A 23,425-nucleotide genomic window follows, 5' to 3' on the forward strand; every position below is an offset into this window, starting at 1 on the left:
ATCTTAGGAACCTGCGCGGCCACGCAAGGCGTCTCGGGACCTAAGTGGTGAGCGTGATGAAAACGGCCAAATTCTCGATCGGACAAGTGGTTCGCCACCGGCTGTTTCCGTTTCGTGGCATCATCTTCGATGTCGATCCGGAATTCGCCAACACGGAGGAATGGTACGAGGCCATTCCTGCCGATGTGCGTCCGCGCAAGGACCAGCCCTTCTACCACCTCCTCGCCGAAAACTCCGAAACCGAATACATCGCCTACGTGTCCGAGCAGAATCTGCTCGAGGACCGCTCTGGGGAGCCCGTGCGGCATCCCCAGATCCGCGAGATGTTCCACAAGCTGCCTGACGGCCGCTACGAGCCCAAACGTCATTCAAAGCACTGACCGCTCAACGAAGGGGCAAAAAAAGCGGGACAATTGCCCCGCTTTTTGTTTCCCGCAGGAACGCTCCGGCGATCAGTTGGCGGTCTTCGCCTTGTCCTGCTCTTCCTTGAGCTTCTTGGCGAAGTCCTGGTTGTTCTTGGCAACGAAGTCCTGCAGCTTCTTCTGACGGTCCTCGATGTCCGACTGCTGCAACGGCGGGCCGTCATAGGCGCCGCTGAAGCCGGTCAGCGCAACCTTGACCGGGTTCGGCTGGTTCTGGAAATTGATCGACGTAAGGGTGATCCCCTGCCCCTTCTTGAACGACGCGACCAGTTGGTCGGTCAGCGGCACTTCGGCCACGCAACGGTCGGGGAAGCAGACCACGTATTCGAGCTTCTGCGCCTTTCCGGTATCGATCTGGAGGCCGATGCCGGCACCGATCATGCGGCCGGTCGGAACCGTTACCTGGAACACCTTGCGGTTCACCTTGCCCTTGAGCTCGATCAGACTGACGCCGGTGACGAGCTGGCCATTGCCGGCGGTGACGATGTTCTGGACGTTGCAGATATCGACGTCTTCCTGCTTGGTGCAGGCCTTGAACCAGCCCTGCGGAATCTGCGGCGCCTGCTGTGCCGAGGCGGTGAAAAGCCCGGCGCCCAGGACGCCGACGACGCCTGCGGCCAGAACCGAAAGGCGATACGCGTTCATCGTCATATGGTGCACTTTCCTCTCAAATGATCCGGGGGGCCGGCTTCTTCGTGCCGGGTGGCCTGGCTACCTGTTGCCGAAATGAGGCAACAGCATGACTTCGGAGCGCGTGTTACACTGCCGGGGGCAGCGAATCCAGCCCGGTTTCTGCGATTCTTGAGAGAGTTTTGCTGCTTGTGCGTCCGCGGTTCGCCTGATTGGATTTCGTCGCAGCGCAACGATTCAATCAACGGACGAAATGCTCTAGGGTGCACGGCGAATCACAAAACCGCCTTTGCAAGGAGACGGTCATGGACCGCGTTCTCGTTCGGCTGACCGCCGCGACCTCGTTTCTGGTCCTTTCGCTCCTTCCGGCTTTGTCGGAGCCAAAGCACGGCATCGCCATGCAGGGCGAGCCGGCGCTGCCGAGCGATTACCAGCATTTCGACTACGTCAATCCCGATGCGCCGAAGGGCGGCAGCGTGACCTATTGCGTCGTCGGCAGCTTCGACAATCTCAATCCCTTCATCCTGAAGAGCCTGCGCACTACCGCGCGCGGCATGATCGACACGATCTACGGCAATCTCGTCTTCGAGCCGCTGATGCAGCGCAACTACAACGAGCCCTTCAGCCTCTACGGTCTGCTTGCCGACACCGCCGACATGGACCCGGAGCGCAAGACCATCGAGTTCCACCTCAATCCGAATGCCAGATGGTCGGACGGCCAACCGGTGACGCCGGATGACGTGCTGTTCACCTATGACGTCTTCACCGACAAGGGCCGCCCGCCTTATAGCGACCGCATGAGCATGGTCGCCAAGCTGGAGAAGACGGGCGAGCACAGCGTCAAATTCACCTTCAACGAGAAGGCCAATCGCGAATTTCCGCTGATCATCGCGCTGACGCCGATCATCCCCAAGCACGCTTTCGACAAGGAAACGTTCGACAAGACGACGCTGAAGCCGCTGATCGGCAGCGGTCCATACATGGTTGACAAGGTCCAGCCCGGCCAGCGCATCGTCTTCAAGCGCAATCCCGACTATTGGGGCAAGGACGTCCCGTCGAAGCGCGGCTTCGACAATTTCGACCAGATCACAATCGAGTATTTCCTCAACGCCAACGCCAAAACGGAAGCGTTCAAGAAGGGCATCTGCGCCATCGACGACGAATCCGATCCGGTCAAGCGCGAGCGCGATATCGACTTTCCGGCATTCCGCAAGGGTGACGTCAAGCAGGAGTATTTCGACACCGGGATCCCGCCCGTGGTGACGGGCTTCCTGTTCAACACCAGGCTTGCGAAGTTTGCCGATCCTGTCGTGCGGCGTGCGCTCGGCATGCTCTACGACTTCGAATGGGCCAACAAGAACCTGTTCGGCGGCAAGTTCGACCGCACGATGAGCTTCTGGCAGAATTCAGAGCTTTCGGCGCTCGGCCATCCTGCCGATGACCGCGAGAAGGCGCTGCTTGCCCCCTACCCCGGCCGTGTGCCGCCTGACGTGATGGACGGCACTTGGCGCCCGCCGGTGACCGACGGCTCCGGCCAGGACCGCAAGGTGTTGAAAGCGGCGTTCGAGCTTCTGAAAGCTGCCGGCTATCATCTGCAGGACGGCAGGCTGCTCGATCCGCAGGGAAATCCCCTGGCCTTCGAGATTATGACGTCATCGCAGGATGAGGAGCGCCTGGCGGCTCTCTATCAGCGCACGCTGGAGAAGATCGGCATCGACGTCACCATTCGCACGCTGGACGGCGACCAAATTCAATCACGCAAGCAGCGCTTCGATTTCGAGGTGCTCATCGGTTCCAGCGGCTTCAACAACTCACTGTCGCCCGGCAGCGAGCAGTTCGGTCGCTGGGGATCGCTCGCAGCCAAACAGGAAGGGTCGTTCAATCTGGCGGGGGTCTCGGACCCCGCGGTCGATGCGGCGATCAATGCGATGCTGAATGCCCGCAGCAAGGAAGATTATGTCGCCGCGGTGCGGGTCCTCGATCGCCTGCTGATCTCGGGCAACTACATGGTTCCGATGCAATACAACACCCAGCAATGGGTGGCGTACTGGAACTATCTGGAACATCCGCAAAAGACCCCCATATTCGGGTACCAGCTGCCGACCTGGTGGCGCAAGCCCAACTGACCTTCCCGACCGACGCAAGACGGAGACGAGCATGAGCGCCGAGACTTCAATCGCCGTCGATGTCGTGTCCGACGTGGTTTGCCCCTGGTGCTTCATCGGCCAGAAGCGCCTGGACAAGGCCATTGCCGCCGCGAGCGATGTCGAGGTTCATGTGCGCTGGCGGCCGTTCCAGCTCGATCCGACCATTCCGCCGGCAGGCATGGATCGCCGCGAATACATGCTGGGCAAATTCGGCAGCGACGAGCGGATCCGCCAGATCCATGCCCGCATCGAGCCTGTCGGTGAAGCCGAGGGGATCAGCTTCGCGTTCGGCGCCATCAAGGTCGCGCCGAACACGCTCGACGCCCATCGCGTCATCCGATGGGCGGGCGCCGCCGGCGAGGATGCCCAGAACCGGCTGGTGCGCCGTCTCTTCCAATTGAATTTCGAAGAGGGAGCCAATCTGGGCGATCACGCGGTGCTGGCCGCAGCCGCCAGCGACGCCGGCCTGGATGCCTCGGTGATCGAAACGCTGCTGCCGACGGATGCCGATGTCGACGCGGTCCGCAACGAGATCGCCACCGCTTCCCGCATGGGCATCACCGGTGTGCCCTGCTTTCTGCTCGAAGGCAAATATGCCGTCATGGGCGCGCAGGACGCCGGCACCCTTGCCGACGCCATCCGCCAGGTCGCGGCCACCAAAGCGCGCGGCGAACTGGAAGCGGCCAGCTGAGGGGTTATTTGACGGTTACCTTGGCCTTGCTGACAAAGAAGCCATGGCCATTGTCGTCAGAGCAACTCAGCCCCTTGGTCGACGACTGGCATGAAAACGGTCCCTTGCTCCATCTATTGCCGTAGCGCAGCTTGGTCACGTCGCTACAACATCCCTGCTCTCCGGGATTGTTGATGAGCGTGGCGGTCCCCGTCGGGCCCAGGATGACCGTGACGTAGCTGGGCTCGACCCGCGAACAGCTCAGTTCCGGACCGCCATCCTGCGGCTGGTAGGTGCTGGTGCCGCCCTTCGGCGTGTAGATGCAGCCGATATTGCCGGACGGCGTGATGAATTCGATCTGGCCTTCGGCATTCGCCGGAATGGTTTGATTGGCGGCGTGCGCCTGAGACAGCATCGCTGCCGTTATGATTGCGGCTGAAAGTCCCCGTGCAGGCATCTCAAATCCCCTCAGTGCAGTTCACGCCAGCAAATTCGATCCGGAAAGCGCGAATTGTCAAATCCGATCGCATCTGCGGGTGCGATCCGAAGAATCACCTGCGCGGGCGTCCCCGTTGACGGACCATTCAGTAAGCGCCAAGAACTCACTTTTCCGCCCTTCCCGTGAGTTCACGATCGGAAATCGCGCCGATCTACGCTGCATTCGGTTCACAAAACCGTGTTTTTTGCTTCCCTTGGGGAAAGCAGAGCCGGACGTGAGGAGTCTCCTCCAGCTCACTGAATTCACTCATGTTTCCCGCGGGCTTGGTGCCGATGCCCCGATGCATTTCTGTTGCCTTGCTGCAACGCGAAGTGGGCGGACTCACATTCGAGGGGAAAAAATTAAGAGAAAATGATCAATTGGTGTTACTATCCGTAACAAAACTAAAAAGGGTTTGGACGGGATCGTGATTCGGGTCGGCAGGCCGCGACGTACAATACCGGCAAAACGAGCTAGCGGGGGCGCGAAACCCTCGCCCCTGACGCCGGTGTCGTCGATGCGTAGCTTCTGGGGGCTGATGCGAGCCTACTGGTTCTCCGACCGCTGGAAGGAAGCCTGGACGCTAACGCTCGTCATCGCATCTCTCACAACACTTCTTAGCAAAACCGGTGTCTGGTTGGCTCTGATGCTGGGGGAATTGACCAACTCGGTCAATTTCTATCATGACGCTGCTAACACCTCGCCGCTCAAGACGTTGCTCACCAACGCGGGGCTCGTCATGATTCTCTTTGTGCTCAAAGATGCCGGCATCGCCGGCGCAAGAAGCTGGGTGTCGGCGACCTTGCACCGAAAATGGCGCGGCTGGTTGAACAGCCAGTTCAATGACGCACTGCTTGATGCCAATCATACCCATTTCCACGCCCAGCATGGTTCGCCAAGCAGTGGGGCCGCCGCACCTGACAATATTGACCAGCGCATCCAGGAATCGATCAAGGGCATGACGGGCGGTGCCATCGGCCTCGCCATGGGCGTACTTGGCGTTGCCACGTCCCTCTATTTTATCGGCGAGAACCTCATTCAGTCTTCAGTGGAGGTTACCGGGCTGGAGTTCCTCGGAACCTATGGCAGCGCGGTTCTTGCCTTGCTCGCTATTGCAACCTACGTGCCGTTCAACACATGGATCGCAGTAAAACTTGGACGAGCACTAGAGCGCCTGAATGTCCGGCTGCAGCAGGCCGAGGGCAGCTATCGCGGCGAATTGACGACCTTTCTTCGTCGTAGCTTCCATGTCGCGGCCTCACGCGCCGAAGACGTCCAGAAGACGATGCACAACCGGCTCTATGGCGACATCGACCGGACTTGGGCGAGGCTGAATGTCGTCAACGTCTGTTACAATTCATTCGAGGCGGTTCACAATTTTATGGGCTTTCGCATCATCGCCTATGCGCCTGGTCTGGTCTCCTTTATTCACAACAAGCTTGATCTCAAAGGCTACGTAACCGGCGCCGAGATGATCAACCAATTGATCGGCCAGTGTTCCTGGCTCATCCGCGTGATGCCAGACATTGCCACTTTGCGGGCCAACGCACAGCGCGTGACCGAACTCGCCAATGCGATAGAGGGCGTGCAAAAGCCGCAGGAATTCTACCAGCAGACGGGCCGCTCCGACTTCAGCTTCGCCAGCCAGAACCCGGTTTTCGGCCTGACCATCCAGAAGCTCGAGCTGGCACATCAGGGCGAGGACGCCACGCCCTTCCTCAGCGCTGCGAACCTGCGCTTCCGCCGCGGCGAATGGACGTTCCTCAAGGGCGAATCCGGTTGCGGGAAGACCTCGCTGATCAAGGCGATCAACGGCCTGTGGCCCTACGGCCGCGGCACCATCGTGTTCCCGGAAGGGATCACCAATTTTTACGCCGCCCAGGAGGTCAAGCTGCAGCAGGTGTCGCTGAAGCAGCTGGTCTGCCTGCCGGGCTCCGAGCACGATCACAGCGACATGCAGGTGGCCGCGGCGCTACACAAGGCCGGCCTGGGCGAATTCATCGAGCACCTTGCCGATGAAAGCCGCGAGGGCAAGATCTGGGACCAGGTCCTGTCCGGCGGCCAGAAACAGAAGCTGGTGGTCGCGCGCATCATCCTGCAGCAGCCGGGACTGTTGTTCCTCGACGAGGCGACCGGCGCGCTCGACCCCGAAGGCAAGATCGCCTTCCACGAGGCGATCAAGGCCAACTGCCCGGACGTCACGGTCATCAGCGTGATGCATGAGGCCGTGCCGCCGCGCTCGCTCTCGGGCGAGGAATTCTATCACAGCGTGGTGGCGATCTCCGACGGCGTCGCAACCAAGAAACCGCTGGTTCCCACCCTGCCGCGCGAGCTCACGACCATCCTCGCCCAACCCAGGCCGACCGAGGACAAGTGGCTGCGCTTTCCGCGGCGGCTAAAGCAGAAATAACAGCCAACGAGCCCTTGGCCGCTCGCCAGCCACCGGAATGGCGCGATCGGTCACAGTCGCGCCGGTCCCGCCTCGGCTTGCCAGCCCCTAGCCGCGGACCCCGGATGCGAAGCTTCAGGCGCGCTCGCCATTCTTCACGCGGTAGTTCGGTTTGTACATGGTGACCAGTTCTTCCGCCGCGGTTGGATGTACCGCCATGGTGCGGTCGAAGTCTTCCTTGGTCAGCCCGGCCTTCAATGGAATGCCGAGAAGCTGCGCCATCTCGCCGGCATCGGGCCCCAGAATGTGAGCGCCGAGCACCTTTCTGGTGCCGGCGTCGACCACGAGCTTCATCAGCATTTTCTCGTCGCGGCCGGACAGCGTGTGCCGCATCGGACGGAAGGAGGCGCGATAGACCTCAATGTCGGCGAAGCGCTTGACCGCCTCGTCCTCGGACAGGCCGACGGTGCCGATTTCTGGCTGCGAGAACACCGCCGTCGCAATGGTGTCGTGGTCAGGGGAAGTCGGGTTGTTCTTGAAGGCGGTCTCGATGAAGCACATCGCTTCGTGGATCGCGACCGGCGTCAGTTGCACGCGGTGGGTGACGTCGCCGATCGCCCAGATGTTGTCGATGTTGGTGCGGGAATACTCGTCGACGACGATCGCACCCGTCTTGCCGAGTTCCACGCCGACGCCTTCGAGTCCCATATTCTCCGTATTAGGCAGGCGACCGATCGCCAGCATCACCTGGTCGACCGTCAAAGTCTTGCCGGAAGAGAGCAGCACATCCAATCTGCCGGCCGGGTTCCTCCGCACCCATTCGGAGATCGAATGGCACAGGATCCTGATGCCCTTCTTCTCCATCGTCTCGTGCAGCGTGCGGCGCAGGTCCATGTCGAAGCGCGACAGGATCTCCTTGCCGCGATAGACGAGCGTCGTCTCGACGCCGAGGCCATGAAAAATATTGGCGAACTCCACGGCGATGTAGCCACCGCCCTCGATCATGATTGCCTTTGGCAACTGCTTCAGATCGAAAGCCTCGTTGGAGAAGATGCAATGCTCATGGCCGGCGAGCGCGGGATGCGGTGCGGGCCGGCCGCCGGTGGCGATCAGAATTTGGTCGGCGGTGACGGTGCGATCCTCGCCGAGCAGATGGATGGTATGCCGATCGATCAGCATGGCGCGCGAGTGGAAGGTCTCGCCGCCGGCTCCATCGACGTTGCTCTTGTAGATCGCCTCGAGCCGGGCGATCTCCTTGTCCTTGTTGGCCACCAGGGTCGGCCAGTCGAAGCTCGCCTCGGGCACCCTCCAGCCATAGCCGGCGGCGTCTGCGAAATGCTCTGGAAATTGCGAGGCGTAGACGTAGAGCTTCTTGGGCACGCAGCCGCGGATGACGCAGGTGCCGCCAAAGCGATATTCTTCGGCAATGCCGACGCGCTTGCCCAGCGTGGCAGCCACGCGGGCCGCCCTCACCCCGCCCGAACCTCCGCCGATGACGAAAAGGTCGTAGTCGTAACCGGCCATGACGAGGGTACTCCTGCGCAATAGAAGGACGAGCCAGAGGTAGGCTGCCAATGATCAAAAGAAAAGCCCGGCGAGGCCGGGCTTTCTTGGTCCAATGGCTGGGGCCGCATCAGTTCTGCGAGTCGTCGGCCGGAGCCGCGTTGTCCGCGGGTGCGGAGCCGTCCGCGGCCGCCGGGGCGGCCGGAGCTTTTGCCTTGGCGGCGGCCGCCAGCGTCTCACCAACCTGCTGGGCGAGATCACGGGCCAGGCCGTTCTGCCAGATATCGGCAGCCTTGACGAGGTCGCGCGTCACGGCAGGGCCGCTGTCGAGCAGCTTCTTGCCGGAATCGGAGCTGTAGAAGGCGGCAATGTCGTTGAGCTCCTTTTCGGAGAACACCTTGGCGTAGGCCATAGCTGCTTCCTTCTCGAGATCGGCGCGCCGCGCCGCCAGCGACATGGCCTTTTCGGTGACCGTCTTGGCGATCAGCTCCTGCATATCCGGGTTCTTCTGGATCAGCTGCGACTCGAGCGCCGCCGCGGCCTGCGGCAGGATGTTGTCGAAGGAATCCGTGGCGTGGATCGCAACGACCGCGGCACGCGCGGCCTTGAGATGCGATTCGCTGACATCCTGCGCAAATGCCGGCGAAGACAGCGCGAGGACGACTGAGGCCGCCAGAATGGTCGAAAGGCGGCGAACCCGGTTATGCAACATCATGATGAATAGGACTCCCTGGTTTTCGGGGGGCATGGACGGTTTGAATGCCGTCGCCGCCGGCGATGATGGCCGTTGACGCCAGCCCGATGAAAAGACCGTGCTCGACAACGCCTGGAATGGCGTGGAGAGCATGCGAAAGCGCTCTTGTATCCGGAATGCGGCCAAAAGATGCATCGAGGATAAAATGGCCGCCGTCTGTAACAAATGGCTCGGCTCCCGTCATCCTCAATGTAATGGGGCCGGCAAGGCCGAGGCTTGCCGCTGCCGCGGCAATGGCAATCTCGGTCGCGCGTAGGCCGAACTTATTGACCTCGATGGGCAGCGGAAAGCGGCCAAGCATGCCCACCATCTTCGACCGGTCGGCAATGACGATCATGCGCTCGGAGGCCGCCGCCACGATCTTCTCGCGCAGCAGCGCCCCGCCGCCGCCCTTGATCAATGTCAGTTCCGGATCGACCTCGTCGGCGCCGTCGATCGTGAGATCGAGTTCCGGTGTCTCCTCAAGAGTGGAGAGCGGCACGCCGAGCTCACGGCAAAGAGCCGCGGTGCGCTCGGATGTGGGGACGCCGATGACGGTGAGGCCGGTCGCGACCTTCTCGGCCAGCAGCCGGACGAACTCCTCCGCGGTCGTGCCGGTGCCGATGCCGAGCCGCATGCCGCTGCCGACATGGGCTAGGGCCGCGCGCGCGGCTTCGACTTTCAACTGCCTTGCGTCCATGCCTGTTCCGGCTCCGCTGGTTTCGCGCGCCTCCTAGCATCTTTGCCTGCCGCGTCAAAGGCTCAGCCTGTGGACCGATCGAGCCGGCTTGCCTGGAACTGGCCCACCCTGTATCGGCTGCCTCAACTCAATCGCGCAGGACTGGCCATGACCCGACCGATCATCATCTTCGACCTCGACGGGACGCTGGTGGACACTGCGCCGGACCTGCTCGACAGCCTCAACCACAGCCTGACCGCCGGCGAACTCACCGCCGTCGACGAAGCCGGCTTCAGACGTTTCGTCGGCCATGGCGGCCGCGTCATGATCGAGCGCGCGCATGCCGCACAGAACAAGTCGCTGGTGGCCGAAGAGCATGATCGGCTGCTGAAGCTTTTCCTCGACCACTACACGCTCAACATTCCCGGCAAGTCACGCCCCTACCCCGGCGTCGTCGCGGCCCTCCAGCGTTTCAAGGCGGCCGGCTACCTGATGGCGGTCTGCACCAACAAATACGAAGCGAACTCCGTCGCGCTGATCGGCGCGCTTGGTCTGGAAGATTACTTCGCCGCGATCTGCGGCCAGGATACGTTCGCCTTCCGCAAGCCCGATCCGCGCCATCTCACCGAGACGATCAGGCTGGCCGGCGGCGATCCGGAAAAAGCGCTGATGGTCGGCGATTCGCAGACGGATATCGACACCGCCAAGGCAGCCGGCATTCCGGTGGTGGCGGTCGACTTCGGCTATACGGATCGCCACGTGCGCGAGTTCGAGCCCACGCTGGTGATCTCGCATTTCGACACGCTGACGCCCCAACTCGCGGAACGGCTGATCGCCGCAGCGGACTGAGCCGCAAGGCCGGTGCGCGTGACATTCGATAGCTGCGAGATCGTCGGCACATCGCCTTGACTTCACGCACCCGCCTCCCTTATATCGCGGCTCGCTTGGCCTTCGGGCAACGAGCGGGCGATTAGCTCAGCGGGAGAGCACACCCTTCACACGGGTGGGGTCGCAGGTTCAATCCCTGCATCGCCCACCATCCAACTCGCGGTCGGGTTGGATGAGCCCCAGGTGAGCCTTTCGACAACAAGGTGGCGGAAACCGGCGCCCAGCGGCCGCTCAGATCAGCCCTCTGCGCACGTTCAGATGCGTCACGGCCGTGACCAGGATGGACCCGGTCATGAAGTAGAGCGTGGCAATGACGTTGCCGTTGTGAAAGTGGAACCCGGCGCACAGCAGGGCCAGCACAACGGCAAGGAAAGCGACGACGCGCGCGAAGTTATCGGGCATGGGGCAACCTTGTGGAATACGATGGAAAGCCGCCCTCAATCGGCCGAGCGCTCCATAAAGCGCTTTTTCGAATTCTGCAATCGGCCTGATGCGGGACTGTCGCGCGAAGCACCCATAGCCTGCCGGCCTCGATAGATTCCAGCTTCCTGCCGTGAGGGTGACGCTTCTGTGAGCGCCTTCACATACGCTGGTCGCATTTCGCGGCAAACAGTTGGCCGGGTGGCGCTGATCCTCTTGCTTCGATGCACAGGTCGAATTCCGGGCTGTGAGCGTGGGGTCGTCCCCAGCAAGAAATTTGGATCACCAAGCCATTTCAGATTTGCGGTCTGCGCGCGTCGGTTCCTCCCACCACGCGCGCAGGCGGCGTTTCGAAGATCGGTTCGTGGCCGCCAGCGCGCCCCGGTCTCCTTACTGCAGGAACTTTGCCGGCTAGTTGATGCCTGCAGCATACGTCTGGCGCCCGCACTTCGACAGAGGCCGTCCGCGTTGCTGTAGCAACCACGAAGGAGACGAGGCTTTGATCGAACACGCACTTATCCTACAATTTCCGCTCGACAAAAGGCGGAATCGCGTGATGCCCATGACCGGCGGGGATGATAGGGCCGACTTACCGCGCCTAGCGCGGATCGATCCGCGCCATTTTGATCTGCTGTTCGCCGGATGCAAGGTGGAGCGTTACGCGGCCGGCCAGCACCTGTTCGTGCAGGAGGACGCATCCGACCGCATCTACGGCGTGATGAACGGCACCGTCGAGATCTCGATCTATTCGCCTGGCGGCCAGAAACTGGTGGCCAATATCGAGTTGTCGCGGAGCCTGGTCGGCGAGATCGGAGCGCTGGACGGACGCCCGCGAACGGCAACGGCGATCTGCCTCACCGCTTGCGAGCTGGTCTCGCTAAGCCGATCGCAACTCTTCGATCGTATCGAGAAAAATCCGCCGCTTGCGCGCGCGATGATCGAGCTGCTCTGCGCGCGGCTGCGTTGGGTCAGCGGCGAGTTGGGCGACCAGGCTTTCTTCGGCATCGAAGCCAGGCTTGCCAAACGTTTGGTGTTCCTGAGCAGCGTCATGGCCGATCCGGCAGGCTGGATTCCGATTTCCCAGTCCGAGCTCGGAGAGTTTCTCGGTGCGACGCGAGAATCGGTCAACAAGACGCTGAACGACTGGCGCAACCGGCAGATGATCGCGATCAAGCGCGGCGGACTGCGCATCACCAACGCCGGTGCTCTGAACCAGATCGCGGAATCGCAGGATGACGACTAGAAGCACGTCGCGCTGAAAAGAGTCCGACGCGCCTTAGGTTTTATGCTTTGTCCGTCTCGCAAAACCGCTGCACAGTTTTGCGCGACCCGGATGCACCCGCTCCCAAATCAGAGCCGCGAGATCAGGTAGCGCAGCGCCGAGCGGCTTGGCATGAAGAAATAGCCGCCGCCCTTGGTGGTGACGAATTGCGGCATCTTCTCCAGCACCGTCACTTTTTCCCAGGCAGGAATGGTGAAACGGCCATTGGCGCTGCCCTGCGTGCCGATCATCGGGTCCTTCTCGGCCACCAGACCCTGGAACGAGGTCTGCGACACCCAGGTCTGCTGGATGAACTCGTACTGCCGCTCGATATCGGCGTTGAGGCACATGAACAGCAGGCCTTTCTCGACTTTCCCGCCTTTCTTCTTTTTCTCGTAGGTGCGGCCGACCCGGAGGATGCGGTGACGCTTGCCGATCTGGATCTGCGTCTCGCGGTCCTCTCCCAGCGAATCGCGCGGGTTGGAACGGCGAATATGGGCGCCGAGAGGACAATGATGGCCCTGCGGATCCTCGGCGCCGAGGGCGAAGTCATTGTCCACCGCGCGTCCCGGGCGGTCGGGATTGCGCGTCAGCGAGCTGCCGTTCTGCCAGCGGCCGAGCATCTTGGCGGCGACCCAGTCTTGCGTGACGGCCGCGTTGCCGGTGTCGCGTGCGGCCCGTACGGCGGCCTCCTTGCAGTAGTCCTGGAAGCGGTCGACGTGCTGCTCGAACTGGCGCACGACGAGGAATGAGCCGTTGCGGCCGAAATCGCGCGGCGGTGGCGGCAGGCCTGGAATGTGACGGCTGCGGCGCACCTGCGAGAGGATCCCGGTCCGGTCCTGCGCCGCGGCGACGGAGGGCGATGACGGATAGAAACCGTGCTCGTCACGATAGCCGAACAGGAACTCCCCCGGTGCGACGAGATGCATGGATGCGGCACCCTTGTTGGCGCGCGCGGTGCCGCGGATGATCGGCTGCGAGATTCCGTCGACAAAGCCGAAATGCTCGTAGGCCCGCTCGCGTTGCTGCCTGCCGGCTCCTTTTGCGGCGTCATCCTGCTTTGCGGCACGCGCTGACTTGTCGCCGTCCGCTTCCGGCTTGCGATTTACGGCGAGTGGCAATTCGGCGGCTATTTTCATCCCCGCGCTGACCGTTGCTTCGGTCACGGCGGCAACTTCGGCCTGAAGTCGCTCGGGCGTTCTGGCGTAGCAGACGACGACCGCGTCGATGGGCCTGTCGAGCGAACCCCATTCCCATTTGTCCGGTGCATCGGCGCCGGAATCGTCGAGAATGCGGCTGCGTTCCGGATTGCCCATGCCGTGCCGGAAGGCGACGGGGAAGGTTTCGAGCGGATCGTTGTCGACCCCGCCCCGCAGGCCCAGGCGCCTGAGCCCATCAGGACCGAAGGCCACGATCATGGCCCGCTCGACCGGCACGCTGTCGCCGAAGCTCGTCCGTGCCAGGACGAAGTCCAGCCACGCCCTGCGGCTTGCCGCCTGCAGATGGTCCGGCACCTGAATTGCCAGCATATGTCCTTTGCCGAGCGCGCCGAACGGGCCGAAGAAAATGGATTGGATCTCGCCGGTCTCCAGTTGCTGCTCGAGCGGGAGGGGGAAGGCCGAACTGACATTGGCCAGCAGCGAGGTGGTCTTTTGAACGGCGGTCTTTTCGGTTGCCGGACGCGGCAGCGAACCGAACAGGCTCAGCCAGTCGCGCGCCTGGTTGCCTATGGCGGAAGCAAGGCCGCGCCGGATCCCTGAATTGATGCGGATGCGCGCTGTGTTGAGATGAGGATAGGCGGAATACCAGAACAGGGTCGGCACCTGCTGGCGTCGCGCCCAGCGCTTGAACCGGTCGCCATCGCGCGCACCATCCAGGAACAGCCAGCGGGTGCGCGGATAGCCTTCCGTGTTGCTCCACACGCCGGTCAGGCCGGCGGAGGCCTTGGCGATGAAGTCCTCCAGATAGCTTTCCCAGCTGCCGCCGTAGTTGGAAAAGAACATCAGCCGGTTTGTGCCCGGCAGCAGGATCCAGCGCGCGAAATGGATCGTGTTGATGGTGTTGAGAAAGCCCGGCTTGAACACTTTGCGCGCCGCGATCGAGATCAGGTAGAAAGTAAGCCTGAGCGCGAGCCGCCGCAGGAGACCGGGCTTCATCGTCGAGATCGCCGTCAGGTGGTTCTGCGCTGCGTGATCCTCGTTGGCCAGGATCCTGTCCAGCGCCCCAATCCCGATCGAGACGCTTTGCGGGCGATCCTTGTCCTCGCGGCGCCGCAACAGCCAGAAGCACAGCCCCAGCAACAGCACGGCGCAAAACAGGATCCCGAGCGCGCTCAACAACAGCGAGGTGCCGGCGATCCAAAGGTTGCGGAAGGTGAACCCGCCCACTGGGTCGAACACTTTGGCATAGGTCATCCAGGCGCCGGCGAGCCACGCGGCCACGAGGCTCACAAGGACCGGCGGAGCAAACAACGTCGCCTTCAACGCGTCTCGCAAGCGGCCGCGCGGCTTTTCCAGCAGGCTCTCGGCTGGCTCGAAGGCCCAGGCGAATGTTCCCAGCTCCTGGACATGGCGACGCGCTTCGGCCAGCACCGCGGGCGCGTTTCCGGTGCCCCGTCGCGGCTGCTCGACGATACCTCGGACGGCTTCGAAAAGCTCCTGCTCGGCCTTGATGCGCTGGACCGAGTGGCCAGGCGTTCCCGAAAACACCAGACCGGCCGCGCTGCCAAAGGATGGCGAGATCTCGACACTATATTTGCGCAGGAAATCCTCCAGCGCGCCACCGTCGGACAGGCCGCATGCGCCCCTGAAGATCGGCCGCAGATGAGTTCCGATGGCTTTCGTCAAGTCAGCGATGACGTCGTCGCTGCTGCCGTCGCCCGAAATTTCCAGGACAAGGGCTCCGGTCTCGTGGTCCGAAGCCTCGTTCTTGCCGGTATCGGCAACGGCAAGGCTGGTGAAATGGATGGTGCCGACGTCGTCGAGCGCGTCGCGCAACAGCTTGGCTGCCGGATTGCCAAGAGCGGCGACCTTTTCGCGCACAGCGTCCAGCGGAACGGCCCCGGTGACCGGGCAGACCACCGTGACCATGGACTGTTCGACCGTGCGGCAGAGCGGTGACGGTTCGAAATCGACCTTGAGGTTCGCCGGATAGGCGCCGACATAGACCAGCTTGCCGGCCCGGCCGCGGACGCGGCTGAGCTTCGGCTTGCTGAACAGGGCACGCACGCATTCGCCAATCTGGATTCGAGCGATCTCGGCACCGATGCACAGATGGATGCCGTGGCCGAACACCATGTAGTCGCGATGCGGACGCGAGATGTCGAACTCGTTTGGCCTCTGCACGATCTCAGGATCGAACATGGCCGAAAGCGTCGCCGGCATCACCACCGTTCCAGCCCTGACCACCCGCTCCCGGCGCGTGCCCTTGCCGATCACCGCGTCGCGCCTGGTGTAGCGCCAGGGTCCGATCCAAATCGGCTTGAAGCGCATAGCCTCGAGGATCGCCCGGTCGAGTTTGTCGGTGTCGTTCTCGGCAAGGGCCGCGTCAACTGCCTGTCGCGCATCCGAACGCGACAGGATCACGTCCAGGCAATTGCCGGCGGCAAGCACGTTGGTCGGCACAAATCCGGCCACCATGCCGAGCATGATGGAATGGACATCGGCCAGCGACAGGCGGCCTTGGTCCATAAACTCGACCAACTGCGGCAGCGGCCGGTTATCGGGCGCTGCCCTGCCCCTGATCGCGGCAATCGAACGGTCGATGACCTTGATCAGGCGATCACTACCGACGACGGCAAGCTGGCGCGTGGCGGGGTCGGCGGTAGGATCGGAAAAGAACAGCGCGCTCAGCGCGATCGACCAATCGGCGAATTCGGTTTCGTCGTCGATATCAAGGCCGAAATAGTCGCGGCAGATGCGCACCGGCACGATCTTCATCAGCTCCGCGACAGCATCGAAACCGGGGGCGGCGCGGCTCATGATCTCGCGCGCATGGCGCTCGGCGATCGGCCTGACGACGGCTTCGACCACAGCCGGCGGAAAGGCGCTCAGCACCGCGGACTTCATCTGCCGATAGGCAGCTCCATCCTGCATGCCGAGAATGAAGGTCGATCCCCCCAGTTCGGTCATTTCCGGTCCGTAGGGCGTTTCGAATTCGTCGCCGCGCTCCAATATGTCGCGAACGTCCACACCCTTGGTGACGAGAAGAAACCTGCCCAGGGCAAAATTCGGCCAGAAGCGTCGCAGGAAAGCCAGAAACGGACGCGGATGATCCTCGAGAATGAACTTGGCAATGCGCGCCGATATGCCGGTTTTGCGCAACCGATTGATGTCGAACGGCGGCATCTCCGACGGCTGGATCTTGTCTTTCTGGGCTGCGAAGATGGCTTTGAAGTATTTCAGCTTGATCATGCGCGTTCGAGCCCCCCGGCGGTCCACGTCATTGCGATGCCGGCAACCCTATGGCCTAGGTTCGCGTCGGTCCGGCGTATGTGAAGCCTTTCACAATCGTTCTCGTTCAGCTCCGACAGGTTTCGGGACCGACTTGGCGAGATCGAAATTTGCGATGAGGATGTTATTCTTGGCCGCGTCGACGAACGGGATCCAGCGTATCCTCTGCTCGGAAAAATCCGGATGCCTGGTGGTAAAGACGGCGAGCTCGCGCGCAGCTTCGTCGCGGCGGCCGCTCCTTGTCAGGGCGCCTATCTTCAGGAAGCGCGCGTAAAAATAGCCTGGCGACAGGTTCAGCGAGCGGTCGGCGACCGCGATCGCAGCCGGCCAGTCCTCCACGAAGCAGTAAGCGGCGGCCAACTCGCCAAGATTGTGGAACCGGTAGAGGTCGAATGGGCTCAAGCGCTCGGTGTCGAGAAAGTACGGGATCGCACCGGCGGGGTCGCCGAGCAGCAGCCGGGCACTGCCCATCGCCGAGCGGGCAAAGGCAAAGCTTGGATTGATGCGGATCGCTTCGGCAAGATGCTCGGCCGCCGATGCCGGCCGTCCGCGCATGATGTCGGCCGCGCCGAGATAGGCGTGCGGGCGGGCATCGAGACTGTCCATCAGGAGCGCCTTGCGCGCGAAGGCCTCGACCTTGTCGAGGTCGTCGCTGTCGCCGAAGCGCAGCCACGCACGCCAGAAATACCACCAGGCCAGTTCGTTCAGCACGGCGCTGGAATTGGGATCTTCCTTGTAGGCCTTGTCGAAGAACTCGAGCGCAATCTCGGTATCGCCGCGGGTGCGCCGGTTCATATGCCAGCGGCCGCGCCGTACCAATTGCCAGGTCTCGAGGCTTTCCCACGGCACCTGGAAGGTCCTGACCTGCTCGGCGCGGTCGACTTCCTTGTCGAGGATGGAGACGATCTCGCTGCCGATCTGGTCGCGCAGATTGAAGATATCGACGAGATCGCGGTCGAAGCGCTGCGACCAGACGAGGCGTCCGTTCGAGCTGTCGGCCAGCGAGGCGTTGAGGCGGATCTGCCCGCCATTGCGCGACAGCGAGCCACCGACCAGATAGCGGGCGCCGAGCGCGTTGCCGATGAGCTTGGTCCCAAGGCTGTCGTCGCGAAACTGGAAGCTGGAACCCTTCGCAATGACCGACAGCCAGCGCGTGTTGGAGAGGCCGTAGATGATGTCCTCGGCAATGCCGTCCGCCATGTAACCGACATCGGGCTCGCTGCCGTCGCCCTGGAACGGAAGCACGGCTATCGCCGGCGGTCCCATCGGAACCGGCCTGTGATTGCCCGAGGCCGAGGGGATTGCGGCCAGAGGCGCGGGCGCCGTGGCACCGTTGCTGCCGCTGCGGCCGGCAATCAGCACGCGCACCGGCAGGGCTATGTTCTTCAGCCTGAACTCGCCAAGGTCGGTGAACGCCGCGGCCGTCTTGTCCTTCACGTGGTGCCAGGTCGTCTCGGAGATGGCGAGGCCGCCATGCGGAGCGAATTCCTGGACCCGGGCGGCAATGTTGACATCGTCGCCATAAAGGCGCCCTTCGCGGACGATGACGTCGCCGGTGTTGATGCCGGCGCGAAACGGCATGCGCAGTTCCTCGGCGACCGAGGCGTTCAGCGCAACGATCCGGTCCTGGAAATCGAACGCCGCCCGCAGGGCTTCGATCGGGCTGCCGAACTCCGCCATGATGCTGTCGCCGGCATCGCCGAAGGTGCGGCCGCCAAAGCTGCCGCAGCTGTCGGCAATGATGTCGCGCCGTTCCTCGAAAGCCGCGACGGCCAGCTCATCGTCGATGCCCATCAGGCGTGAGAACCCCACGGCATCGATGGAAATGATTGTCGCAAGCTGACGGGTATAGTGCCGTTCAGCCATGGTCGAGCCCCCGGTCCCTGCTTCTGCTCCAGTACAGGCGACTTCCGCTCTTGAACACTTCGCCGATTTGCCGACGGAGATCCCCGGCAGGCTCGGCGCGCCGTTGCCACCCTGTTATGTCCAGAAGTCTAACAGGGTCCGGGAAAAAGCTCTACCACGATCCGCTAATGGAACGCAGTGCGTGGCCGCATGCATGGTTAGCTGATTGTTACCTGATCCACTACTTCACTTAAGCATAGTTACGTATTGGACTGGTTGAGATTTGTCTATTCCCGCTTCCTCGAATCGGAGATTCCGCATCATCGAGACCGACCCTGGAGCAGTCGCTGCCTGCCGGCTGGCGGAACCAACGGGGTCGCATGCGAGTTTCTTACCGCACCAATGCCAGCACGAGATGAGGGGCCGTCATGCGCACTGTTGTTTTGGCAATCGGAATCACGGGTCTACTGTTCGGCGGATCTGCCTTGGCGGCCGACGAGAAGGCGTTGCCGCCGCAAGATGCCAAGAAGCTCTCCGAGATCATCGCCAAGGTCGAGCAGCGCGGCGACTTTCGCTATGTAAAGGAGGTCGACTGGAGCAGCGACGGTTACACCGTCACTTATTACACGACTGACAAGGCCAAGGTCGAGATCACTTATGACCCGATGACCGGCGAGCCGAAGTAGCGGCCATTTGGCATGCGGATGGCAGAAAAGGGGCTCGTGCGAGCCCCTCTTCTATGCCGGACCGCTGGCGCTGTCAAAGCCGGCAGTAGTGCGGGTAACCGTCGTAGCCGATATAGGTGTCCGAGCCCGGATCGTAGCTGGCGTAGCGGGCTAGGCAGCGGCGCACATGCCAGGAACCACCGCCGTATTCCTCGACATACACCGGCTGCGGCTGCTGCTGGGCCAGCAGGCTGCCGAGCACGAAGCCGCCGACGCCGGCGGCAATGCCGATGCCGAGCTCGCGGCGGTGGTGATGATGATGGTCATGGGCAGCCGAAGGCTGGACGGTGCCGGCGAGCGAGCCGGCGGCGACGGTGGTGGCGATGAGGCCGGAAACGAGCGTGTGCTTGAACATGATGATCTCCTGGTTCGTTGACCGAGGCGATCCGTCCGCCTCTTGATCATCTGTCGCAGCGACCGCGAAGAAGGTTCGAAGTTTCCTTGCAACTTTTTTTCGAGGGCCGCAGAAGCCGCCCGGTTTTGTCGAGGGACGACAGCACGGCTCTACCGCCGGGCGAAGAAAGGGCGGCCGGAGCCGCCCTTTCGAGACGATTGGTCTGTTCGTCAAAGGAAGATGATCACCTTGCCGTGGTGGCGATGGTGATGATGCCACCACCACCAAGGCTTCTTGTGGTGCTTGTGGTGGTGATGATGGTGGTGATGATGCATGCCGTGGGCCGAAGACGACTGCGCGGTGCCGGCGAGCGCGCCGGATGCAACGAATATGGCGACGAGGCCTGAGGTGAGTGTGCGCTTGAACATGACGATCTCCTGGATCCTTGATCGAGGCGACCATTCGCCTCTGGGAGATCAGTCGTGGCGGAGCCGGAAAAGGTTCGAAATTGAGCGAATAGGGAGTAGCGAATAGCGAGCAGGAAAAGTGCAATTCACGAATTGTCGCTTCCCTATTCGCTATTTCGCTATTCGCTGCTCCCTAGTCGCTCCCCTCACCCCATCCCGGTGACGTGCCGCAGCCAGAAGGCCAGCGTTATAAACCCGATGATGACGGCAACGCCGGTCCAGTCGATATTGGCCTTCTTCAAATCGCTGATGAGCTTCAACAGGAGAAGCCACGTCACCACGATGATCGGCAGGATGATGACAAACCTGATCATGCGACACCCCGTTCGATGCGATTGCACCTCTTTTGAGATGTAGGAAGCCCAGTGACGCATTTCAGCATGCCGGCCCGGACACGGGGCGAGGTCCTTCGGCAACCGAAAGCGGAGTTTTGTCTTTACTGGCGCACGAAATGTGCTACCGGAGCGCCGTGCCCTTGTAGCTCAGCTGGTAGAGCAGCGGTTTTGTAATTCGCTGGATCAATCGGCTAAGGTGTTGAAAAGCCTAAATGTTTTTCAAAGCTGGTTTTCAGGGGTATACGTACGGGTAATGTGCCGCCTTAGCTCAGATGGTAGAGCAGTAGTTTTGTAAACTATTGGTCGGGGGTTCGAGTCCCTCAGGCGGCACCACCCCCTGCACCTCCGGCACCACCACCGACGGCATCAAGTAGCCGTCAAAAATCATACCCGCAGTTACGGCGGCTTCGGAATGGGAAGCTGAACGGCTGGCGTAGCGTGTAGATTGGCCGCGCGGCGCTAATCGTCTTCTGATCCGTCTGCAAGAAGGGCTCGGCCCTAGTTCTATCGTCCTATCAACTGCGCTATTGGACTACGGCTATTCGGACGCTCCATTCATGATTCGGCTAACCTCGACGGATTACGCAACACCATGGTGAAGACAGCTTCGCGGAAAACGCCTGCACCTCAGAAGGCGGACGATGTGCCGATGAATCAAAGCCTGCACGCCGCGAAAACGGCAAAGCAGGACGAGTTCTATACGCAGTACGAAGACATCCAGAAAGAGGTCGAGGCCTACTTGGAGTTCGATGCGGACACCTTCCGCAACAAGGTTGTCTACTGCAACTGCGACGACCCCTTCGAGAGCAATTTCTTCAAGTACTTCGCCGCCAACTTCAACAAGCTCGGACTCAAGAAGCTGATTACGACCAGCTACGATGGCTCACCGATCGCCGGCGCACAACTCACGTTCGATGAGTACATCGACGGCAACGGCCTACGCCAAAAGCCAAAGGCGATTGCCGTCGAGATCGAGGAAGTAAAAGATCTCAACGGAGACGGCGCGTCGGGGATTGATGACGTAGAACTCTTCCTGAAGCGAAACCCCCACACCCGCAGACGCCCGGCGGATGGCGGCGATTTCCGGAGCGACGAGTGCATCGCGATCCTGAAAGAGGCGGACATCGTTGTTACCAACCCGCCCTTCTCCCTTTTCCGCGAATACGTCGCCCAACTGGTGGAGCACGGAAAGAAGTTCCTGATTATCGGTAACGTGCAGGCGATCACCTACAATGAGATTTTTCCGCTCATCAAGGCAAACAAGCTATGGATGGGTGTCACCATCCATAGCGGCGACCGGGAATTCCGCGTTCCTGACCACTATCCGCTGAACGCGGCTGGTTGGCGCGTCGACGAAAATGGCGCGAAATACATCCGCATCAAGGGCGTCCGCTGGTGGACGACCTGGATCATGGCCGACGTCACGAGAAGCTGCCCCTCATGACCATGGCGGACAACCTCAAATTCAGCAATCACAAGGAGATCAGAGGCAAGACGGCGTACGACCAGTATGACAACTACGATGCCATCGAGGTGCCTTTCACCGACGCAATCCCCAGTGACCACGAAGGCGCCATGGGCGTCCCGATTACTTTTCTGGATAGCTACAACCCCGACCAGTTTGACATCTTGGGGCTCAGCGGTGGCCCCGACTACCCCATGACCAAGAAGTACGGGAAGAAGGAACGGGTCGTGGATGGCGTGCGGGTGAAATCGAACACCGGAACTCTTAGGGCGGTTATCAGAACAGAATCCTTCGGCGCTGGGACTCACTTTGACGTGGGCTATCCCGTCAGGGGCGTCTACCGGCGAATCTTCATCCGCCACCGTACCCAGCCCGCAGGAGCGAAAAAATGAAGGCTGCTCTGAGAACCGACATCAGCGTCGCCGACATTTGCGACGGGTTTGTCTACAACCAATTGGAGGGCAAGGGTTTGTTCGGGCTGAGCGGGAAGCTCACCATTCAACCGGAGTACCAGCGGAACTTCATCTATGCGGATGGCGGCGGAAATAGGGAGCAGGCGGTTATCCACTCGCTCCTCAAGGGATATCCGCTCGGGCTGATCTACTTCAACATAGTGGCGGACGACAAGTTGGAGGTGCTGGATGGCCAGCAGCGGATCACCAGCATCGGACGGTTCGTTACGAACAAGTTCGCGATCACGGATAGCGGCAATCCGAAGTACTTCAGCAGCCTGCCCTCCGACCAACAAACCAAAATTCGAGACTCGAAATTGCTGATCTATGAGTGCGAGGGCACCGAGACCGAGATCAAGCAGTGGTTCGAAACCATCAACATTGCAGGAGTTCCACTCAACGATCAGGAGTTGCTGAACGCCATCTACTCCGGGCCATTCGTGACGCTCGCCAAGGCCGAGTTCAGCAACAGCCAGAACGCCAACATCCAGAAATGGAGCGCCTACATCAGGGGCAGCGCAAACCGCCAGGCATTCCTGGAGCGGGCGCTGGAGTGGGTCAGCAAAGGCGATATCGGGGGCTACATGAGCGCCCATCGCACTAAAGGCGACATCAACGAGCTGAAAAACTACTTCAACGGCGTAATCGACTGGGTGTCGAGTGTGTTCACAGACGTCGAAAAGGAAATGCAGGGGCTGGAGTGGGGACGGCTCTACGAGCAATATCACTCCAAGTCTTACAATCCATCCAACGTCTCAGTCGAGGTGAAGCGGCTTTATGCCGACCCGTACGTTAAGAGTCGTCGCGGCGTCTTCGAATACATTCTTGGCGGTCTTCAGGATACCAAGCTCCTGGATGTACGGGTATTCGACGAGGCGACCAAGAAGTCCGTCTACTCCCAGCAGACCGCAGCTGCAAAATCCAATGGCGGATCAAATTGCCCGCTTTGTGCGGTCGGCCATGCTGCCAACAAAGACAAGATATGGACTTTCGCCGAAATGGACGGGGACCACGTTGCGGCATGGAGCAAGGGCGGCGGGAGCTCGGCTATGAACTGCCAAATGCTCTGTACCACTCACAATCGCGCCAAGGGCAATCGGTAGTGTTGCGGTGTCACAGATCGACCACGAC

19 protein-coding genes, 2 tRNA genes and 1 pseudogene are annotated in these 23,425 nt (G+C 61.4%); 11 read left to right on the top strand and 11 right to left on the bottom strand.

Going from position 1 to position 23,425, the window contains the following annotated elements; genetic code table 11:
* The first annotated feature begins 56 nt into the window (after positions 1-56).
* Positions 57-380, top strand: a complete 324-nt coding sequence (hspQ, locus tag EN818_RS02795; protein ID WP_165349836.1) for a heat shock protein HspQ — start codon at positions 57-59, stop codon at positions 378-380.
* 72 nt (positions 381-452) lie between these two features.
* Here the strand turns inward: hspQ and EN818_RS02800 are convergent, their stop codons facing one another.
* Positions 453-1,073 (bottom strand): invasion associated locus B family protein, encoded by a 621-nt coding sequence (locus EN818_RS02800; RefSeq protein WP_095807361.1) that lies wholly within the window; start codon positions 1,071-1,073, stop codon positions 453-455.
* Between the two features lie 284 nt (positions 1,074-1,357).
* On the opposite strand from EN818_RS02800, the gene EN818_RS02805 reads away from it, so the two are divergent.
* Together EN818_RS02805 and EN818_RS02810 are read left to right on the top strand one after the other, a co-directional pair.
* The gene (locus tag EN818_RS02805; RefSeq protein ID WP_095807360.1) at positions 1,358-3,178 is read left to right on the top strand and encodes an extracellular solute-binding protein; all 1,821 of its coding nucleotides are present in this window, start codon (positions 1,358-1,360) and stop codon (positions 3,176-3,178) included.
* Positions 3,179-3,209: 31 nt separating this feature from the next.
* Positions 3,210-3,890, top strand: coding sequence for a DsbA family protein (locus EN818_RS02810; protein ID WP_095807359.1), 681 nt, complete (start codon positions 3,210-3,212; stop codon positions 3,888-3,890).
* A 4-nt stretch (positions 3,891-3,894) separates the two neighbouring features.
* Here the strand turns inward: EN818_RS02810 and EN818_RS02815 are convergent, their stop codons facing one another.
* A complete protein-coding gene (locus EN818_RS02815; RefSeq protein ID WP_095807358.1) occupies positions 3,895-4,326 on the bottom strand; it encodes a hypothetical protein in 432 nt (143 codons plus the stop codon).
* A 538-nt stretch (positions 4,327-4,864) separates the two neighbouring features.
* Between EN818_RS02815 and EN818_RS02820 the strand changes: the two genes are divergently transcribed.
* Positions 4,865-6,757, top strand: a complete 1,893-nt coding sequence (locus EN818_RS02820) for an ABC transporter ATP-binding protein/permease (protein ID WP_165349837.1) — start codon at positions 4,865-4,867, stop codon at positions 6,755-6,757.
* Positions 6,758-6,871: 114 nt separating this feature from the next.
* Here the strand turns inward: EN818_RS02820 and gor are convergent, their stop codons facing one another.
* The 3 genes from gor to rpiA all read right to left on the bottom strand — a co-directional run bounded on the left by gor (position 6,872) and on the right by rpiA (position 9,672).
* Entirely contained in the window at positions 6,872-8,260 is a 1,389-nt protein-coding gene (gor, locus tag EN818_RS02825; RefSeq protein WP_095807357.1) for a glutathione-disulfide reductase, read from the bottom strand.
* Positions 8,261-8,369: 109 nt separating this feature from the next.
* Positions 8,370-8,954 carry a DUF2059 domain-containing protein gene (locus tag EN818_RS02830; protein ID WP_095807356.1) on the bottom strand — a complete coding sequence of 195 codons (585 nt, stop codon included), beginning with the start codon at positions 8,952-8,954 and terminating at the stop codon, positions 8,370-8,372.
* Entirely contained in the window at positions 8,941-9,672 is a 732-nt protein-coding gene (gene rpiA, locus EN818_RS02835; RefSeq protein ID WP_095807355.1) for a ribose-5-phosphate isomerase RpiA, read from the bottom strand. The genes EN818_RS02830 and rpiA overlap by 14 nt, the downstream gene beginning before the upstream one ends.
* A gap of 147 nt (positions 9,673-9,819) precedes the next feature.
* Here rpiA and EN818_RS02840 point away from each other — a divergent pair, with 147 nt between their 5' ends.
* On the top strand, positions 9,820-10,500 hold the full coding sequence (locus EN818_RS02840; protein WP_095807354.1) for a phosphoglycolate phosphatase: 681 nt from the start codon (positions 9,820-9,822) through the stop codon (positions 10,498-10,500).
* A 115-nt stretch (positions 10,501-10,615) separates the two neighbouring features.
* Positions 10,616-10,690: transfer RNA gene (locus EN818_RS02845), tRNA-Val, on the top strand.
* 80 nt (positions 10,691-10,770) lie between these two features.
* On the opposite strand, the gene EN818_RS32515 is transcribed toward EN818_RS02845, so the two are convergent.
* The gene (locus EN818_RS32515; RefSeq protein ID WP_165349838.1) at positions 10,771-10,941 is read right to left on the bottom strand and encodes a hypothetical protein; all 171 of its coding nucleotides are present in this window, start codon (positions 10,939-10,941) and stop codon (positions 10,771-10,773) included.
* Positions 10,942-11,515: 574 nt separating this feature from the next.
* Here EN818_RS32515 and EN818_RS02850 point away from each other — a divergent pair.
* Entirely contained in the window at positions 11,516-12,202 is a 687-nt protein-coding gene (locus EN818_RS02850; protein ID WP_095807353.1) for a Crp/Fnr family transcriptional regulator, read from the top strand.
* A 107-nt stretch (positions 12,203-12,309) separates the two neighbouring features.
* Here EN818_RS02850 and EN818_RS02855 read toward each other — a convergent pair whose 3' ends face one another.
* Together EN818_RS02855 and EN818_RS02860 are read right to left on the bottom strand one after the other, a co-directional pair.
* The gene (locus EN818_RS02855; protein ID WP_095807352.1) at positions 12,310-16,632 is read right to left on the bottom strand and encodes a cytochrome P450; all 4,323 of its coding nucleotides are present in this window, start codon (positions 16,630-16,632) and stop codon (positions 12,310-12,312) included.
* 90 nt (positions 16,633-16,722) lie between these two features.
* The gene (locus EN818_RS02860) at positions 16,723-18,537 is read right to left on the bottom strand and encodes an adenylate/guanylate cyclase domain-containing protein (protein ID WP_095807351.1); all 1,815 of its coding nucleotides are present in this window, start codon (positions 18,535-18,537) and stop codon (positions 16,723-16,725) included.
* 407 nt (positions 18,538-18,944) lie between these two features.
* Between EN818_RS02860 and EN818_RS02865 the strand changes: the two genes are divergently transcribed.
* Positions 18,945-19,202: a PepSY domain-containing protein gene (locus EN818_RS02865; protein ID WP_095807350.1), complete on the top strand. Its 258-nt coding sequence runs from the start codon at positions 18,945-18,947 to the stop codon at positions 19,200-19,202.
* Positions 19,203-19,275: 73 nt separating this feature from the next.
* Here the strand turns inward: EN818_RS02865 and EN818_RS02870 are convergent, their stop codons facing one another.
* The 3 genes from EN818_RS02870 to EN818_RS02880 all read right to left on the bottom strand — a co-directional run bounded on the left by EN818_RS02870 (position 19,276) and on the right by EN818_RS02880 (position 20,356).
* A complete protein-coding gene (locus EN818_RS02870; RefSeq protein ID WP_095807349.1) occupies positions 19,276-19,596 on the bottom strand; it encodes a BA14K family protein in 321 nt (106 codons plus the stop codon).
* 209 nt (positions 19,597-19,805) lie between these two features.
* A complete protein-coding gene (locus EN818_RS02875) occupies positions 19,806-20,003 on the bottom strand; it encodes a hypothetical protein (RefSeq protein WP_095807348.1) in 198 nt (65 codons plus the stop codon).
* A gap of 185 nt (positions 20,004-20,188) precedes the next feature.
* A complete protein-coding gene (locus EN818_RS02880; protein WP_095807347.1) occupies positions 20,189-20,356 on the bottom strand; it encodes a hypothetical protein in 168 nt (55 codons plus the stop codon).
* A gap of 278 nt (positions 20,357-20,634) precedes the next feature.
* Here EN818_RS02880 and EN818_RS02885 point away from each other — a divergent pair.
* The 3 genes and pseudogenes from EN818_RS02885 to EN818_RS02895 all read left to right on the top strand — a co-directional run bounded on the left by EN818_RS02885 (position 20,635) and on the right by EN818_RS02895 (position 23,397).
* A tRNA-Thr gene (locus tag EN818_RS02885) sits at positions 20,635-20,710 on the top strand.
* Positions 20,711-21,026: 316 nt separating this feature from the next.
* Positions 21,027-22,234: pseudogene (locus EN818_RS33480) on the top strand (adenine-specific methyltransferase EcoRI family protein).
* Positions 22,231-23,397, top strand: coding sequence for a DUF262 domain-containing protein (locus EN818_RS02895; RefSeq protein ID WP_135903950.1), 1,167 nt, complete (start codon positions 22,231-22,233; stop codon positions 23,395-23,397). Before EN818_RS33480 ends, EN818_RS02895 begins: the two are co-directional and overlap by 4 nt.
* Positions 23,398-23,425: the final 28 nt, after the last annotated feature.

The sequence above is a fragment of the Mesorhizobium sp. M3A.F.Ca.ET.175.01.1.1 genome (assembly GCF_004791945.1).
Taxonomy (GTDB): Bacteria; Pseudomonadota; Alphaproteobacteria; order Rhizobiales; family Rhizobiaceae; genus Mesorhizobium.

Excerpts from the sequence above, each read along its gene's own strand:
- EN818_RS02855 (WP_095807352.1), bottom strand. The coding sequence starts at position 16,632 with ATGATCAAGCTGAAATACTTCAAAGCCATCTTCGCAGCCCAGAAAGAC.
- EN818_RS02820 (WP_165349837.1), top strand. The coding sequence starts at position 4,865 with ATGCGTAGCTTCTGGGGGCTGATGCGAGCCTACTGGTTCTCCGACCGC.
- gor (WP_095807357.1), bottom strand. The coding sequence starts at position 8,260 with ATGGCCGGTTACGACTACGACCTTTTCGTCATCGGCGGAGGTTCGGGC.
- EN818_RS02850 (WP_095807353.1), top strand. The coding sequence starts at position 11,516 with ATGCCCATGACCGGCGGGGATGATAGGGCCGACTTACCGCGCCTAGCG.
- EN818_RS02895 (WP_135903950.1), top strand. The coding sequence starts at position 22,231 with ATGAAGGCTGCTCTGAGAACCGACATCAGCGTCGCCGACATTTGCGAC.
- EN818_RS02830 (WP_095807356.1), bottom strand. The coding sequence starts at position 8,954 with ATGATGTTGCATAACCGGGTTCGCCGCCTTTCGACCATTCTGGCGGCC.
- EN818_RS02860 (WP_095807351.1), bottom strand. The coding sequence starts at position 18,537 with ATGGCTGAACGGCACTATACCCGTCAGCTTGCGACAATCATTTCCATC.
- EN818_RS02800 (WP_095807361.1), bottom strand. The coding sequence starts at position 1,073 with ATGACGATGAACGCGTATCGCCTTTCGGTTCTGGCCGCAGGCGTCGTC.
- EN818_RS02875 (WP_095807348.1), bottom strand. The coding sequence starts at position 20,003 with ATGTTCAAGCGCACACTCACCTCAGGCCTCGTCGCCATATTCGTTGCA.
- hspQ (WP_165349836.1), top strand. The coding sequence starts at position 57 with ATGAAAACGGCCAAATTCTCGATCGGACAAGTGGTTCGCCACCGGCTG.
- EN818_RS02880 (WP_095807347.1), bottom strand. The coding sequence starts at position 20,356 with ATGATCAGGTTTGTCATCATCCTGCCGATCATCGTGGTGACGTGGCTT.
- EN818_RS02840 (WP_095807354.1), top strand. The coding sequence starts at position 9,820 with ATGACCCGACCGATCATCATCTTCGACCTCGACGGGACGCTGGTGGAC.
- EN818_RS02805 (WP_095807360.1), top strand. The coding sequence starts at position 1,358 with ATGGACCGCGTTCTCGTTCGGCTGACCGCCGCGACCTCGTTTCTGGTC.
- EN818_RS32515 (WP_165349838.1), bottom strand. The coding sequence starts at position 10,941 with ATGCCCGATAACTTCGCGCGCGTCGTCGCTTTCCTTGCCGTTGTGCTG.
- EN818_RS02865 (WP_095807350.1), top strand. The coding sequence starts at position 18,945 with ATGCGCACTGTTGTTTTGGCAATCGGAATCACGGGTCTACTGTTCGGC.
- EN818_RS02815 (WP_095807358.1), bottom strand. The coding sequence starts at position 4,326 with ATGCCTGCACGGGGACTTTCAGCCGCAATCATAACGGCAGCGATGCTG.
- rpiA (WP_095807355.1), bottom strand. The coding sequence starts at position 9,672 with ATGGACGCAAGGCAGTTGAAAGTCGAAGCCGCGCGCGCGGCCCTAGCC.
- EN818_RS02810 (WP_095807359.1), top strand. The coding sequence starts at position 3,210 with ATGAGCGCCGAGACTTCAATCGCCGTCGATGTCGTGTCCGACGTGGTT.
- EN818_RS02870 (WP_095807349.1), bottom strand. The coding sequence starts at position 19,596 with ATGTTCAAGCACACGCTCGTTTCCGGCCTCATCGCCACCACCGTCGCC.